Here is a 14,915-nt window from a genome sequence, read left to right on the forward strand (position 1 = left end):
ATGGGTATGACGACCGTCTCTGACGGCTCCGCATTGACCGGCAACCACCCCGTGGTTTGCTGAGCGCTTACGAAAATACGTCAATAAAGAACCTGCTTGCCTGGATGCAATCATCGCTGAGCTCAAATGTGCGGACCAGCTCATGCTCCTCAGTGAGCGTATGTATCGCATCAGCAAGCAGCACTGCGAGGGTGTCAGTTATCGTATCAGCTGCTTGTATCACCGCTCTGGCAGCTGGACGCGGGCGCTCGTTCGTATCGTCACGCGCGGAGCCTGCAGAAAGCGCTTTCATTGGTTACGTTCGCACAACGAACTTCAGCTTATGAGCGAGTGGCTCGTTGCGCGGTATGTACGGCATCTTGCTCCTGCAGACGTTCTCGTACGAGTACATGCGGCATTCGAATACCGTGCTCCTCTGTCGTCATCTGTATAAAAGGGGGGGACGATGCTGAAAAAAACAAAACACGAAATGCACAACTGTATTGTACGTCCAGTTCAACGGGCTCCTCACAAATACGAGGTGTACTGCTGCGACTGCAACAAACACATTCAGTGGACGACGAAGACAGTGTACGCCGCCTACTTGGCAGTGCTGGAAGACAGCAAACCTTAATCTGTCGCTTCAAAGCGACAACCTGAATCACTCGCACTAAACCTAAACTTCCGCACGCTTGCGAGTGTGTGGCTTGCGGATAACTTTGACTAAAAAAACGGAGAAATATATGACTAAGACTCAAGTAGTGAAAACTAAAGTAGCGAAAAATGAAACTAACCCACAAACAAAGGAGAATCAATCTATGAAACATTCTAAAAACTCTTATGCTGTTGAAATTCCAAAAAAAGGTAGAGCTAAGCTGAGGATGGGGATGGCTCCGCCCAAGCAGCGCCCCAACGAAAAATTGGACGACAACTTTGACTTTGCGACGTGGCAGCAGCGACTGAACGAGAGTGAAAATGATACGCAGACATTTGAGCTTTGGCGCGAGGGTGTAGCTATCAGCGAGCTCGCTTTTAGTAACTATCAGCTGGCGCTCTTAAAGGTGTTGCAGAACGTTTATGCGTTTTACTACGACACCCAGAAGCAAATGCGGGCTACGCGTGACATTACGAAGGACTCAATCAAGCGAGTGTTGGGGGAAAAAGTGGCGCGCAAGACGGGCAGCATGGAAAATCAGCTGGTACGCATTGCGTGGCTAAAGCATGAGGAGGCTGCTGACGATGCTGGGAAACGTGCACTTCAGAAGCGTATGTCTACCTATGCTGGCGCGGTGCGCAACGCATGGACGCCTGGCGAAATTGTTGAGGGCGTCACTGACTCAGACGGGCGCATTTTGCCTGAAAAGTTTGCTGAGGTTGTAAAGAGTAATGGTGGCGTCAGCGTGTTTAGCAGGAAGTCGCGCGAGCAGCTGGCGCGAGAGCAAGAGATAAAGGGGCTACTGCTTGAGGCGGGCTGCGAAAACGAGAATGAAATGCACGCGAAACTCGTTAAGCAAGCAATCGTCGAAGGTACGTTCACCGATGATACCGTTGATTTAGCAACGGGACTTGAAATCAGCGTGAACCTTCTGCATTACGAAGTATCAGAGCAAATCAGCAAGGACGTTGACATTGCTGACGGCGAGATCGCAGTACTACTTGTAAGCAATACGGATGGCAAGAAGCTTGTGCGTAGCGTGCTAACGAGCGAGAAACATGCAGATGCCGTTGACGGTTTGCTTCTGCACGAGCACCATCGTTTGCGAACGGAACTCAAGGAAGCTGTGAAGGCTGAGCTGGACAAGCACAAGAAAAATGTGTTGAAAGGCGACAAGAAAAAGTACTACGTCAACGGGGTTGACTTTAGTCAAGCTGAGCTTGAGCGTTTGGAAAAGATGCGCTCCAAGGCATCGCAGGTGGGGTTGAAGGGGAATCTAAATGAGCTATTAGACGCTATGTTGGATTCCCATTGCGAGGGCAAAACGCGGACGACGAAGACTATGTAATGGCTCGAAGGTGGGGGCGTGGCAGCAAGTATAAGGCAGCAGTAATGCTGCCTTTTACTATTGAAGTCTTTTGATATTGAGAGCTGCTGTAAGACGTTAAAACTGTAATCCATAAGCCATATCTTTTGTGCCAGTTGTAAGGGTTCGAATTAAAGCAGATCTTTAGTTGTTCGCCCTCTCCAGCAACTTCGTAACGACTTCATTTGCCAAGCTCAGGTGTACATCTGCCATTTGCTGCCATCTAGTACGCCTCCGCTCGTCCAGCTCATTAGATGCGGCATGCTGCCAAATCGTACCAGCACCATTCAGCTCTGAGTAAAGATTGAGCAATACATCATTGCTCACATCTCGCTTCCTATTTCTTCGATTACACAGATAACTACGTGACGTCCTTAAGTACTTGGTAGTAAATTCGTTTTCAGTTAAATTCCTATCTACAGCTTTCAGTGTTGTGAATATATCGTCTGTTATCATCTTGTCTCCTTTTTAGTTCAGTAATTATTCTGTTTTGTAGATTCATCCAGTATGCTATTGAGCTACTGAATGTCTGCTTGTATATTTAATGATTGTTGTGGTGTTTTGCTGTAGGTAATGATTACGGTAATTTTTAAGTGCTCAACTCTACTGACAGTTAAGTCAGTAAATTCATTAAGCAGTGCGTGTTCTGACGTCTTTGACTGATTCGCGTTGCGTATGTCAGTCCGTCAGGTTTCCTGCGATTATACGATGCGCTGCTGGCGCTGTTTTTGAAGCCTGGCGTTGTCGCTGAAGTCTGCTATGAAGCTCGCATTGCCCAGTATGTCTTGCCAGTCACGGTCTTTAGTCAAATATGCAAGCAGCCCGCCAAGCCCGCCGACTTTTTTTCTTACTGACTTGACCTGCACGTTGTCGCTGCCGCAAACTTCCTGCCACAGTTCAGTGAAGACTGCCGTGAACTCTGCGCACGTCATGTGAGCGGGTTTTTCAAAAAGATAGTGCGCGTGTCGTTCGTTGTAGCTGCGCCCTTTGCCCTCCTCAATGAACAGTGCCTTGTATAAGCGCTTGCCCCTTCCCATTACACGCCTGTCCAGCTTATTTCTAAAATGCGCAGCGTGCAGCTCTGCTACTTGCTGCTGCCTGCCACCAAAATGTGCTGTAATAAAAAGCGTGTACTTCTTTTCTGCGCTAATGTCGTCGCCTTCAGACAAAAACGTCCAAGCGCGCTCTATATCCTTTACGCGCATGATGTTTGCTAGAGTTTGTACATTGTCTCGTGTCATGCACTTATTTATCTGTTTAGCTTTCCGTGGCAAACACTTTTTAGCGTTTCCGCTGGCGCCGTCGGAACTCTATTTGGTCCTTTGTATATGCCGCATTTGCGCTGGGGGAGTGTTTAAGTATTTTGCGCAGTTCAATATCCATCAGTTCCAGCTGCTGCCTATGTTCTCTGTCTGTCTCATCACGGGACAAACTGTTGTTTAAACACTCATCTGCTGCTTGCTGTAATCCCTGTCGCAGCTGCTGTCTAAAGTTGCTCATCGCATCCCCATCACCGCTGCCGTGCGTTTCGTCCCATTCAATCTCAGCTGCGTCTTTCTTCAGGCGGCAGCTGGGCTGCGTAACCCTGTCAATAAATTTGCTTTGCTTCTTTCTCATACGCGTCTCCTTACTCAAGTAAGCATAGTTATTTATCTGATAGCGCAGATTGGGTTTCGCAGCGCTATAGCTGTGCTGATACGTAGCAGCAGCTGTGACAGCTGAGAATGCGCGACAAGCGTGTACAGAGCGCCAGCCAGCTACTGAGAGTTGCGATATTTGGGGTGTGGGGGGCGCGAGGTGCTGGGCTGAAATATGCGGAAATCAGTAGTTCCATACATTTCAGCAGAAACGCCAATGATTACGGAGACTTACAGGTTTTGGCAAAAACCACTCGTCCTTTGAAATATACGGAAATATAATAAAAGCTAACGAAAACAGATATTTAGGTGAATACATGCTCGATAAGTGGCGACTCAGCGAGGAACAGCTCAAAGAGCTGCTTCTCGTCACGAACGTCATCATTGGAGCAGAAATTACTGAGGAAAGCAGAGATGAAGCAAGCGCGTGTTTTGAACGAGAAGGAGTTGAGAGCTGTTCTCAACAGCACCAAGCTGTCACGTTACCAGCACAGGAACAGGCTGATGGTGATGCTTAGCTACTGCGCTGGGCTGCGAGCTTGCGAGATTGCTAGTCTACGCATTCGTGATGTCATGGGCAGTGACGGCGAGGCAAAGCAGACGATACTGCTGGAGGGCTGGCAGACGAAGGGTTCGCAGCGCCAGCAGGCTGTTGTCAGCGAGAAGCTGCGCAAGGAAATCACGGAGTATGTGCGCGAGCATANCAAAGCAGACGATACTGCTGGAGGGCTGGCAGACGAAGGGTTCGCAGCGCCAGCAGGCTGTTGTCAGCGAGAAGCTGCGCAAGGAAATCACGGAGTATGTGCGCGAGCATAGGCGCAGTGCCCCAGCTGATGCACCATTGCTTGCGAGCCAGAAGGGCGGGGCATTTAGCAGCCAAACAATACAGCAGCTATTCCGTCAGCTGTACGGGCAGGTTGGGTTAGATGGCGCGAGCAGTCATAGTGGACGCCGCACAATGCTTACGAAATTAGCTGAGCGTGGCGTACATGCTCGCGTCATACAGCAGATAGCACGTCATAGCAGCTTGGCAACCACTCAGCGCTACATTGAAGTGTCACCGCATTTGCTGCGCAATGCTGTGGAGATGCTGTAACGCTGCCGCGCCGCATGCGGGGCGCACGTTTACGGGGCTGATGTTTGTAACCCCAATTGCCATAAGCCACAGCTGACCTGACAAACATCGTATGATGAACTGTAGTCCAGAGGTTCGATTCCACCAGACAGCGGATGCCATGAGAGGGTAGTGTTAACTCAAAACCGACAGATAGCGGCCAGGATCTGACATTAACCGCAGGATTTCCCTGCATAGAGCGCGGCGCAAAACAGTCGTAACAACATACGCCCTTTATTTCAGCAGCCTAGCTACAAGTACAGATCCTTTCGCTACTTGGTCAGTGGCGCCTAGATCGTTAAACTCCTCCAATGCTTGTTGCAAAGCCTCCTTCAGTATCTCTCCGGAAATCTCAACGTTTGGCAATTCAGCTAGCCTTTTCTCTACTCCATGCGACCCGCCGGCTAATTTAATGCTGGCAATCATTGCAACATAATACTTAATGTTGGTAATTGTTTTTCTTTCCAGCTGTATCTCGCAATTTTCTGGCTTAAGAAATGCTTCGACAGACTTCATAATTTGGACAACTTTGAGATAAATGTCTATTGGTTTGTCTAAACTAAATATTCTCTGATATTCTAAGTCGGAATTAACTAGTGTTGATGGCCTCGCCCTAGCAGTGTCAGGCTTGAGCAGAATAATTGCCATCATCGCTTGTGCTAAGTACGAAATACTTATAATTTTTGATACTGGCATACCCACGTTTTTATAGAAATTTTTCTTTCGGTCATAATAGAATCCGTTTGATTTAAGAAAATCTTCGATATTTCTATGAATATCATCCGAGCTTCTTAGCGATGCTGGCGGTATAGAAGTCTGACTGTTTGTGGCGCGAATAATCCTATCTCTGGCCTCTTCATCCTCTTCGCAAATGACCCTTACAAGTACGGCTCTTTCATCTTCCTCATAATCTTCAAGTTGTGAAAAATATTGATATATCTCATGGGAGGTCTGGAGTCCATTGACGATCTGAGGATCCTCAATAGTAAGCTGTTTACCTGCCATCACTGCTTTAGGAGTAATAATGGTTACCCCATTATTTAGGTACCAGAAGTTCTCCGATTCTTTATTTTCAAGAGTTCTTCGAATTCCTGTGTTAACTACCACACTTCCTTGATAGTCACGAACATTTGATTCAAATATACTGCGAGCCAATGAGCCACTATCAGAAATGAATTCATAGTACTTCGATAGGCTGACTAAGCATAGATAGCTACCAGCGGTTGTGCCAATCGGTGACTCTGCGACTTCTAGCACCCTGGATGTAGATGGTACATTCCTTGTCATTTCGAGAAGTTTCGAAGCGCCTATAAATTCAAATGAAAACTCCGCGCCACTGAACATTCTTGCGATATCTTCTCGAAGCTTTGGAATCTTCCCTTCCACATTGGGGTGAACTTGATCACCTTGCGTGGCATAAAAATACCGTATTTCTATTTTAGGAAACGTTTTTGCAAGCTTATGATAAGCACCTCTAAAGAGCTTTACTTTATCTATCAGCTCAGCATTATATCTAGTAGAATAATCTTGTGGGTTATTGGCAAGGTTAAATAAATCCTGAGCTGACTCTCTAAATTTTGTGACAGCATCTTCCTTAAATGATCCGGATATCTTTGACTGAATTATAACTAACTCAATTTGGTTCTTTTTTTGATTTGTATTTATCTCTGTGTCTTCTTTTAACGCCTCACCATTAATAAAAGTATAGATTGAATCTATTCCACCGTCGCCACCATCACCAACGATTCCATAGGTAATATCGTCATACGTCAGATCATAATTTTTGAGTATCTGTGAAGCCGAATATATTTCAAAATACTCAGACACTGATAGTTCATCATCTGATTCAGCGCATTTTTCGTAGATTATCTGCTCAAGGATAATCTGATCGTTAGTTTTTTGCGCCATTTTCTCACCGTACTGATTTCGAATCTGTGGATTTCCTAGAGCTTACACTTACGGAACAGGCTGAACTACCAAAGCTAGGGAAAAGTGGTCCTAGCCACCTGAGACTGCAAGTAATATCAACGCTAGATCTTTACACCTAATCGTTTGACGATTTGCGCATCCGCCATCCCGTAGTCTTTGCGTAGCTGGGTAATGATCTTCTTTGCTTCCGCGAGCTTCTCAGCCTTACCAGCACGCGCCTTTATTCGTTGCTCGCGTTCTAGCTCTCTGCGCTTCTTGAAGTATTCTAGCTCCAGCTTTTTGATAGCATCATTGCTCAGCTTACGTGTTTTCCGCTGGTTGTTCACTTCAGCGCTCTTCGGTACTGCGGTGACTTGCGACATTCTCGTTCTCCAGTAGCGTTATTTACATCGAAGATAACACCGTCGTTCGCACTGTCACTCTTTTTCTACCAGTCCGTTCTGCCCCGAAGTGCGTCACCATGCTTGACTACATCAAGGTGTCCGTAGTGCTGCTCAATCATCTTTATGCTCGTGCCCATTTGCTTCGCGAGCAGCGCAATACTTATTGGGTCCTTTCGCGTAAGTTCAGTGGTGGCGTAGTAGTGTCGCCAGCTATACCGCGTGCGATGCGTGCCTTCTGATCCAACTAGCATGTTCATGTCCGTTAAGAACTTCTTGAACGTGCCGTCCATTCGTTTCGGTTGAGTGCCATCGCTTATTGCGAATAAAGGAAGATCGTAGCGCCCCCTTATCAAGTCTTCGATTGGTATAGCTTTGAGCGCGTTTTGGGAGTCTTTTATTCTTGTGATCACTGCCATCGCATTGCCGTATCTCTCTCGCACGACGACGTCTCGATATTGCGCAGTACCTTTGCGTCCTTTCTTTTTTAAGACGCTTAGTACGACAAGTTTTTCTCCGGATAGCGATTCCTTTATCGACACGTTATGCCATCTGATTCTCATGGCTTCCTCTCCGTGCCTAATACCCGTATTGGAAAGGAAGAGTACGTATTCGTAAAGTAACTTGCGTATTTCGGTGTCGTACTGACGGTGCGTGGGCGTATTGCACCAGAGTTTGAGTGCGTTTATCAGCGATTTAAATTCGGAAAGCTCGAATGTAGCGCGTCGCTGCGATTGAGTGCCGGCGTGGATCAGCTTGGGGCTGTTCAGCGTGGTCATATAGCCAAGTCGTATGGCTTTGTCGAAAATGAGCTTCAGCGCAGCGTTGTGGGTGTTCATAGTGCTGGCGCTTGGCGTTCTGCCTATCTGTTCGGCGACGAAGTCGTTGTAGCCCAGATAATGGTCTCCGACGTTGTCCAGCTTGTACCTGCCAAAGTAGGGAATCTGATAGCGATGTATAGCTCCGATGTAGTGCTGATACGTCTGCTTCCACTGAGGTGTATCTCGTTTCGCTTCTAGCTCATCTACAACGGACTTTGCAACGCTGCCGAATGTTCGAGATGCTTGAGGCAAATTGTGTGCGGCAAGCGCTTTTGCTTCCCAGTACAGCCCTGTCGCACGCTCGCGTGCTTCCTCTAAATCGTCCGTTCCCGTCGCCTTGCGCTCCCATTTTCCGTTATCCAGCTTGATGGCGACATAGAAGCGCGTGCTGCCAGATTGCTTGTAGAGCCTGGCTTTGTTTGGGAGGACTGTGTACTCGTCTTTTTTGAGTGCCATTCCCGCAGTATAACATCAGACTATGCTATAGCTATGCTACAGGACTGAGTGGAGTGCTGAGGGGAAAAAATCTTTATAATTCAGTGAGTTATGGTGCCCGGAGACAGAATCGAACTGCCGACACGGGGATTTTCAATTCTGAGTCTAAGGTGTATATTGTTGTTGATTGCTGTTGGTATTATTATTCAAAAACATAGGCTTAGCGCATTTTCTGGCTGAACCGCCCGCCCTGAGTGTTGATTAAAATTCATCCAAATAGGGCATTTTTGGCTACATGGTGGCTACATGGGGGCTACATGGCCCCCGCACCCGGAGGGTGATACCAATGGCGAGACCCCGCAAGAACGCCCCGCTAGACCTGAGCCAGCCTATCGACCTGACCGCCGGAGCCATTGAGCGGCTGACCTGCCCAACTGACAAGCCGCAAGCATTCCTGCGCGACACCAAAGCCCCGGCGCTGCGGGTCCGTGTTACACCGTCCGGCATGAAATCGTATGTGTTTGAGGCGAAGCTAAACCGGCGGACCATTCGCCAGACGATAGGTGATGTGCGAGCCTGGAGCATTGAGGAAGCGCGCACGGAAGCCAACCGGCTACGGGTAGTAGTGGACGCCGGTAATGACCCCCGCGAACTGGAGCGCGAGCGGTTAGCCGGCAAGGCCGCAAAAGTGGCGGAGGAAGCGGCCAAAAGTATCACCACCCGGGAAGCGTGGGACCGTTACATACTGGAGCGCCGCCCGCACTGGAGAGACAGCACCTATTCTGACCACCTGAAAATGGTGCAAGAGGGCGGAAAGGAAATCAAAAACCGCCCTAAGACAAAAACCACCCCCGGAATGATGCTGCCGCTTATGGGGCTGCGCCTGGCTGACTTGGACGCGGCCACCATTGAGGCGTGGACCGCAAAGGAAGCGAAGCGCCGCCCTACCCGCACCCGGCTGGCCCTGCGCCTGCTGAAAGCGTTTCTGCGCTGGGCTGACCGGGAGCCAGACTTGCACGGCATAGCCGACCCCACCGCCGCCAGTGGGCGCAAGCTGCAAGAGACTGCGGGGAAGCAAAAGGTAAAAGCCGACTACCTACAGCGTGAACAGTTGGCCGCGTGGTTCGACCATGTACGCGCAATCCCCAATCCGGTTATTTCCGCCTATCTGCAATGCCTACTGCTGACGGGCGCCCGCCGGGAGGAACTGGCCGGGCTGAAGTGGGACGATGTTAATTTCCGCTGGCAGGGGCTGACAATGGGGGACAAGGTGGAGGATTCCCGGGCGGTTCCGCTGACCCCTTATGTGGCCCACCTGTTGCAAAGCCTGCCCCGCCGGAATAAATGGGTTTTTAGTAGCACCGGGAGCGAGTCGGGACGATTGGAGGAACCGAGCATTGCCCACCGCAAAGCCTGCAAGGTCGCCGGGCTTCACGTTACCCTTCACGGGCTGCGCCGTTCATTTAAAAGCCTGACCGAGTGGCTAGAGGTGCCTGTTGGGGTGGTGGCGCAAATTATGGGGCACAAGCCCAGCGCGACCGCTGAGAAACATTACACCGTGCGACCGCTGGACCTGCTGCGGGTACACCATGAACGCATTGAATCATGGATGCTGGAGCAAGCCGGAGTGAGCTTTGACCCGAAACAAGCCCAGGGAGGGCTGCGGGTGGTAGACGCAAGCTAATAGTTTTGCCCCGGCTAGGCCCGCGAACTGAAAAGCGGGTTTCCCTGACCCGCCTGCCGGGGCTACTTATTCAGGGCAGCACTGAGGGAGTGCAAATGGACATTATTGATTCACGGGTTATGGAGATTGCCCGCCGCAGGCTTGAAGGAATGCCCAATGCGCTTGCGGACTTCACGCGAGACTACAACTTAGCGAATCAGCCGGACCCTGAAGCGCCACCCGGAGCACCGGGCTACTGCGCGGCCAATATGCTACGAATGACCCGGCCCAAAAACCTAGGCGTTCGGACGGCAGCGGCACTTGCAACGGGGAATTTTGACGCCGTAGACCGTGAAATAGTGGCGATGGTTGACCAGTGGGCTGCGCAATATCCTGGCGCCCGAATCGAGCCGCTTTCCCTGAAAGGCCAAAAGGTCATGGATAGCGTTTTTCCGCCCGAGGGGTGGGAAGGTCAAAAGGTTATGGAAGTATTGAATGAAGCGGATAGGCTGGCAATGCCTGAGGCGATTGACCGGGCGCTAGCTGAGGTGGAGGCGGCAGAGCATCGGAAACGCATGGAGGCGGAACAGGCGGAAATTCAGACCGCCCGGGAGACGGAGATATACCAGGCGGAAATGGTGAAGCTGAAAGCCCGGCATGACCATGCGAGCCAATCCACTGTGGATGCTGGTTTTAAGGCTGAAGTATTGAACGTGGCGGCGGAGGTGCTGGCGCGCTCTCGTGGCGCCTATGAAGAATTCGAAAGATACCTAAACGGCGATAAACAAGCCCAGGGGAGCGCACTTGTACGCCCATTCCTGGCGTCATCACGCATTGAATACATACTGCGCAAGTCTATTGGGCAAGGCAACGCAAAGGCGCGTGGAGAGCTGCGCGGAGTGGTGAATATGTGGCTAGAGGGCTACAGCGAGCCGGACCACCCCAGGGCAGCCGGTAGTGCGGGCGGACTCCGACCGGAGGCAAGCGCGACCCCTGAGCCGCCGCAAGAGGAAAAACAAAGGGGCGGCACTCGGGCAGACCTACTTTCAGTTGTGATTGATGAAGCTGGCACGCAATGCAGCGACCCCTACAGTGCCGCTCAAATATGGCTAGTGTTGGAAGGGTGGGCAACAAGCCACCCGGCAAAGCGTCCCTTTATCGGGCACGCCGGAGATGAGGGGCTGAAGTGGTTAGATACCAATGATACCCCCCGCTTTTTTACTTTTAATAATCTGAAAAGCCGGCTGCACAGGGCGAAGAAAAAAAGCAGTTAGCCCCGGGTTTGCGAGCGCAATTCACCCAACAAGTTTCTTTAGGTTGCGCTACGTCTTGATTGGTCTCGCTAAGTTGTGACCACACGACAGGTGTAGAAATGTGTGGATAATTGGGAACCATCCTAATCAACGCCGAATGGCACGGATGGAACGAGATGAACCCCGAAACCCGTCACCCGCTGGCCCCGCCGGATTTTCCGCCGCTGGAGCTAGTCACCCGCCCCGCAGTTGAAACCGAAGCTGCCGCCTATTATTTGAACCGCCAACCGCAGACCTTGCGGAGCTGGGCTTGCAAGGAAAATGGACCGCTACGCCCCCGCCGGGTAAATGGCCGGCTGGCGTGGTCTGTGGCTGAAATTAGAAGCTTGATGGGGGTGGCGTAATGAATACCCGGCCCCCTAAGGAAGCGAAGCCGGGCGCCGTGGCAGGCCGCCCGAATTATACCACCCCCGCCCGGTTCGCCGGTACCGATAACCCCCGTCACTTGCGCGCCATAACCTTACTACTACGCGGACCTATAGCCCGAGAGGCACTAGACCAGCGCGCCGGCTGCGCAAATGCCCCGGCGCTGGTGGCAGAGTTGCGCCGCCGAGGGCTAGACGTTCCATGCGAGCGAATCAGTTTCCGGGACCGTGACGGCAACCCGTGCCGCCCTGGCGTTTATCACTTTAGCGCCAGCGACCGCCGGAAGGTTTACGCCTGGTTTGCCGATACTGACCGGGGGCTGGCGCTATGACCTACTGCACACAAAGCGACCCCCTGCGGCTGTTTGCGGACGCCGTTTATCAAAACACTGGAGCCGTGGTTGACCCTGTACCAGACGGGAATCTGCACCGATTCAGCGACCCGGAAGGCAAGCGCAATAATCTGGCCTGCTGGTATGTGCTGCACCTGGACGGACACCCCGCCGGCGCTATTGGGAATTGGCGGACCGGGTATCAATGCACCTGGCGGCAGGATTCCCGGCGGCAACTGGACCCGGCGGAAAGGGCGCGTATAGAGGGGCTTGTACAGGCCGCCAGAGCGCAGCGGGAGCGGGAGCGTATCGAGGCCCACCACAAGGCAGCGGAGCGCGCCTGCGCCCTGTGGCGCGATGTTAGACCGGCAACTGCTGACCACCCCTATCTGGTTTCAAAGCGGATTCCGGCGCTATGCCTGCGCCAGTGCGGGGATGTGCTGCTGGTGCCGCTGCGCACCGTGGCTGGGGAGCTGGTGAATATCCAACGCATACACCCGGACGGCAGTAAGCGGTTCCTGAAGGGTGGACGGATTACCGGCACTTTCGCACTGTTCGGGCGGGAGCTGCCGGAGGTGGGCGAACTATACATTGCCGAGGGCTGGGCAACTGCCGCCACTATTGCCAGCACCCTGCGGCAGCCGGTAGTGGCCGCAATGAATGCCGGGAACCTGAGAGCGGTTGCGCAGGCAGTCAGGGAAGCGCGGCCCCGTCTGGCGCTGGTGGTGGCTGCGGACAATGACCACCGGACCCCAGGGAATCCCGGGATAACAAAAGCCGCTGAGGCTGCCCGGTTGGTGCAAGGCGCATTGACCTGGCCGACCACCTGCCGGGAGCCTGACTGTTCCTGTTCCGATTACAACGATACAGCGAACTGCGGGAGGGCGCCGCAATGAGTGCTGCAACTGCCCGCGACCTAGGCCACAAGCTGCCCCCTGCCGAATATGGCCCAGCCCCCCTGCCCGATGTGGTTGGCCGGACACCCTACCCCCTGGACGCACTAGGCCCGCTGCTAGGGGAGGCTGCGGCGGCCATAGCGGAAGCTGTACAGGCCCCGCCAGAGTTGGCTGCGCAGTCTGTCCTGGCTGTGGCGGGATTCGCTGCCCAAAATAAGGCCAATATCACAATGGACGGGCGCACGTATCCGCTGTCTCTGTTCCTGATAACCGTGGCTGAAAGTGGCGACCGCAAAACCGCTTGCGACCGGGTGGCCAGTAAGCCGCTGGACGAATGGCAGCGCCGAAAGGTGGCAGAGCATACCGCAGAGCTGCGCGCATACCGGGACGCGGCGGAGATATACGAAACAGAGCGGCGGGGGGCGCTGGCTGGCAAAAAGGTATCCGCTGCCGACAAGGCCGCAGCACTGGAGGCCCTGAACGCCCCGGAGCCGCCCCCGGAGCCGGTAGTTATCTGTCAGGAACCAACGCTTGAAGGTTTGCAGCGTTCATTCCGGCAGGGCTGGCCAAGTCAGGCACTGTTTAACGATGAAGGCGGGCAGTTTTTCGGCGGCCATGCAATGAACCCGGATAACGCCATGAAAACGATAGCCGGGCTTTCCAAGTATTGGGATGGGGCGCCGATTATCCGCACCCGGGCAGCGAAGGGGGAAAGCGCGGCCCTGTATGACCGCCGGCTGTCCATTCACTTGCAGGCGCAGCCCCGGATTGCTGACGCGGTACTGGCTGACCCGCTGCTATTGGAACAGGGACTATTGGCGCGGTTCCTGATTGCCGAGGCCCGGAGCCTGGCCGGTACCCGGGAATACAGGGAGGTGGACGCATACCGGCAAGCTGCTGTTGTCCGTTTTCATGGCACCCTGGCCCGCTTGCTGGAGCATGTACCCGAGGCAGCGGAGGGTGGCGGGCTGGTATTGCCTGACCTCACATTGTCACCGGAGGCCCGGGCGCTGTGGATTGAAAGCTACAACCGGACAGAGCGCCAGCAAGCCCCCGGCGCCCTGCTGGAAGTGGTGAAGCCCGCCGCCAGCAAGGCAGCGGAAAACGCCCTGCGCCTGGCTGGTGTGTTTGCTGTCCTGGAGGGCACACGGACGGTTACAGGTGAGCAAATGCAAAGGGGCTGGACCCTGGCAGCCTACTACCTGCAAAACGCCCTGCGCAGCGCACAGTTAAACGAGACCAACCAGGCGCAGCGGGCAGCCCGGGAGGTGCTGGAGTGGCTGAAGGCGCAGCCCGGCAGCGCGGCCAGTATCGAGGATATGCAGCGGAACCTGACACCAAAGCCGCACCGCAAGTCTGTGGCGCATATTCGGGCAATCCTGACCCTGCTGGTGGAGACCAACGCCGCCCGGGTCACGGACCGCAACACCCGGGGCGAACCGTCCGGCTGGGAGGTAATCGCATGAACCTGGCTGATTTACTGGTGCCGAAAGTTTCCAGCCCGGGCAAGGGGGAGGCGGAAAGGGCGGAAGCGGCGGAAAGCCAGCGTTCACGCGGCCCAGGGAATCCGCCCACCGGGGCGGAAAAGGGCGGAGAGACCACCCCAACCCCTGCAATCCGCCCCAATCCGCCCGCAGGGGCGGAGAGTGAAACCCGCACAGATACAGCGTTTCCGCCCAATCCGCCCAATCCGCCCGGGGCAATGCAGGAAATCGAGCAACCGCTACCTGCTACCCGGGAGTACCTGGCCAGCCTAGGACTGGAGGCGCTGCCGGAGGATGTGGCTTTTTTGACTTGGCACCTGCCGAGGGGCACCACCGCACGCAACCAGGCCCTGCGCGAGTATGTTCACCACTGGCGGGATGCAATGGACGCGGAACCGGCGCAGCACCGGAAACAGAACCGGGGGCGGTTTGCCGCTAATACCTGGCTGCGGGAGACGCATCATCATTGAAGGGTGGCAGGCCCTGCGGATGAACCACCACCCCCACCAGAGGCGGAAATTTACGGCAAACCGCGACTCCGCGCCC

The 14,915-nt window shown here is 53.4% G+C and carries 14 protein-coding genes; 8 read left to right on the plus strand and 6 right to left on the minus strand.

From position 1 onward, the window contains the following. Positions 1–722 precede the first annotated feature (722 nt). On the plus strand, positions 723–1,982 hold the full coding sequence (locus Q6D67_RS20860) for a hypothetical protein (protein ID WP_304707716.1): 1,260 nt from the start codon (positions 723–725) through the stop codon (positions 1,980–1,982). 162 nt (positions 1,983–2,144) lie between these two features. Here Q6D67_RS20860 and Q6D67_RS21975 read toward each other — a convergent pair whose 3' ends face one another. From Q6D67_RS21975 to Q6D67_RS20870, 3 genes are all read right to left on the minus strand, one after another. Beyond that, positions 2,145–2,456 carry a DUF6626 family protein gene (locus Q6D67_RS21975; protein ID WP_370552011.1) on the minus strand — a complete coding sequence of 104 codons (312 nt, stop codon included), beginning with the start codon at positions 2,454–2,456 and terminating at the stop codon, positions 2,145–2,147. Between the two features lie 245 nt (positions 2,457–2,701). Then, a complete protein-coding gene (locus Q6D67_RS20865) occupies positions 2,702–3,241 on the minus strand; it encodes a hypothetical protein (protein ID WP_304707717.1) in 540 nt (179 codons plus the stop codon). A gap of 40 nt (positions 3,242–3,281) precedes the next feature. Next, positions 3,282–3,617, minus strand: coding sequence for a hypothetical protein (locus tag Q6D67_RS20870; RefSeq protein ID WP_304707718.1), 336 nt, complete (start codon positions 3,615–3,617; stop codon positions 3,282–3,284). A gap of 434 nt (positions 3,618–4,051) precedes the next feature. Here Q6D67_RS20870 and Q6D67_RS20875 point away from each other — a divergent pair, with 434 nt between their 5' ends. Together Q6D67_RS20875 and Q6D67_RS21980 are read left to right on the plus strand one after the other, a co-directional pair. Continuing rightward, positions 4,052–4,453: a site-specific integrase gene (locus tag Q6D67_RS20875; protein ID WP_304707720.1), complete on the plus strand. Its 402-nt coding sequence runs from the start codon at positions 4,052–4,054 to the stop codon at positions 4,451–4,453. Beyond that, a complete protein-coding gene (locus Q6D67_RS21980) occupies positions 4,359–4,733 on the plus strand; it encodes a tyrosine-type recombinase/integrase (RefSeq protein ID WP_370552012.1) in 375 nt (124 codons plus the stop codon). Before Q6D67_RS20875 ends, Q6D67_RS21980 begins: the two co-directional genes overlap by 95 nt. A 252-nt stretch (positions 4,734–4,985) precedes the next feature. Here Q6D67_RS21980 and Q6D67_RS20880 read toward each other — a convergent pair whose 3' ends face one another. The 3 genes from Q6D67_RS20880 to Q6D67_RS20890 form a co-directional block, all read right to left on the minus strand. Beyond that, entirely contained in the window at positions 4,986–6,659 is a 1,674-nt protein-coding gene (locus Q6D67_RS20880; RefSeq protein WP_304707721.1) for an AIPR family protein, read from the minus strand. A 122-nt stretch (positions 6,660–6,781) separates the two neighbouring features. Continuing rightward, positions 6,782–7,042: a hypothetical protein gene (locus Q6D67_RS20885; protein ID WP_304707723.1), complete on the minus strand. Its 261-nt coding sequence runs from the start codon at positions 7,040–7,042 to the stop codon at positions 6,782–6,784. Between the two features lie 65 nt (positions 7,043–7,107). Next, positions 7,108–8,337: a hypothetical protein gene (locus tag Q6D67_RS20890; RefSeq protein ID WP_304707725.1), complete on the minus strand. Its 1,230-nt coding sequence runs from the start codon at positions 8,335–8,337 to the stop codon at positions 7,108–7,110. Positions 8,338–8,662: 325 nt separating this feature from the next. On the opposite strand from Q6D67_RS20890, the gene Q6D67_RS20895 reads away from it, so the two are divergent. The 5 genes from Q6D67_RS20895 (at position 8,663) to Q6D67_RS20915 (ending at position 14,839) form a co-directional block, all read left to right on the plus strand. Further along, positions 8,663–10,000, plus strand: coding sequence for an integrase family protein (locus Q6D67_RS20895; RefSeq protein ID WP_304707727.1), 1,338 nt, complete (start codon positions 8,663–8,665; stop codon positions 9,998–10,000). 95 nt (positions 10,001–10,095) lie between these two features. Further along, positions 10,096–11,253, plus strand: coding sequence for a hypothetical protein (locus Q6D67_RS20900; RefSeq protein WP_304707729.1), 1,158 nt, complete (start codon positions 10,096–10,098; stop codon positions 11,251–11,253). Positions 11,254–11,985: 732 nt separating this feature from the next. Continuing rightward, on the plus strand, positions 11,986–12,885 hold the full coding sequence (locus Q6D67_RS20905) for a toprim domain-containing protein (RefSeq protein WP_304707731.1): 900 nt from the start codon (positions 11,986–11,988) through the stop codon (positions 12,883–12,885). Beyond that, positions 12,882–14,351 carry a YfjI family protein gene (locus tag Q6D67_RS20910; RefSeq protein WP_304707733.1) on the plus strand — a complete coding sequence of 490 codons (1,470 nt, stop codon included), beginning with the start codon at positions 12,882–12,884 and terminating at the stop codon, positions 14,349–14,351. The genes Q6D67_RS20905 and Q6D67_RS20910 overlap by 4 nt, the downstream gene beginning before the upstream one ends. Beyond that, positions 14,348–14,839, plus strand: coding sequence for a hypothetical protein (locus Q6D67_RS20915; protein WP_304707735.1), 492 nt, complete (start codon positions 14,348–14,350; stop codon positions 14,837–14,839). Before Q6D67_RS20910 ends, Q6D67_RS20915 begins: the two co-directional genes overlap by 4 nt. Positions 14,840–14,915 lie beyond the last annotated feature (76 nt).

This window comes from Haliea sp. E1-2-M8, assembly GCF_030649675.1.
Classification (GTDB): Bacteria; Pseudomonadota; Gammaproteobacteria; order Pseudomonadales; family Halieaceae; genus Haliea.

Bases quoted from the DNA above. Each gene is read 5' to 3' on its own strand.
- Q6D67_RS20910 (WP_304707733.1), top strand. From the start codon at position 12,882: ATGAGTGCTGCAACTGCCCGCGACCTAGGCCACAAGCTGCCCCCTGCC.
- Q6D67_RS21975 (WP_370552011.1), bottom strand. From the start codon at position 2,456: ATGATAACAGACGATATATTCACAACACTGAAAGCTGTAGATAGGAAT.
- Q6D67_RS20895 (WP_304707727.1), top strand. From the start codon at position 8,663: ATGGCGAGACCCCGCAAGAACGCCCCGCTAGACCTGAGCCAGCCTATC.
- Q6D67_RS20915 (WP_304707735.1), top strand. From the start codon at position 14,348: ATGAACCTGGCTGATTTACTGGTGCCGAAAGTTTCCAGCCCGGGCAAG.
- Q6D67_RS20860 (WP_304707716.1), top strand. From the start codon at position 723: ATGACTAAGACTCAAGTAGTGAAAACTAAAGTAGCGAAAAATGAAACT.
- Q6D67_RS20880 (WP_304707721.1), bottom strand. From the start codon at position 6,659: ATGGCGCAAAAAACTAACGATCAGATTATCCTTGAGCAGATAATCTAC.
- Q6D67_RS20890 (WP_304707725.1), bottom strand. From the start codon at position 8,337: ATGGCACTCAAAAAAGACGAGTACACAGTCCTCCCAAACAAAGCCAGG.
- Q6D67_RS20865 (WP_304707717.1), bottom strand. From the start codon at position 3,241: ATGACACGAGACAATGTACAAACTCTAGCAAACATCATGCGCGTAAAG.
- Q6D67_RS20885 (WP_304707723.1), bottom strand. From the start codon at position 7,042: ATGTCGCAAGTCACCGCAGTACCGAAGAGCGCTGAAGTGAACAACCAG.
- Q6D67_RS20870 (WP_304707718.1), bottom strand. From the start codon at position 3,617: ATGAGAAAGAAGCAAAGCAAATTTATTGACAGGGTTACGCAGCCCAGC.
- Q6D67_RS20900 (WP_304707729.1), top strand. From the start codon at position 10,096: ATGGACATTATTGATTCACGGGTTATGGAGATTGCCCGCCGCAGGCTT.
- Q6D67_RS20905 (WP_304707731.1), top strand. From the start codon at position 11,986: ATGACCTACTGCACACAAAGCGACCCCCTGCGGCTGTTTGCGGACGCC.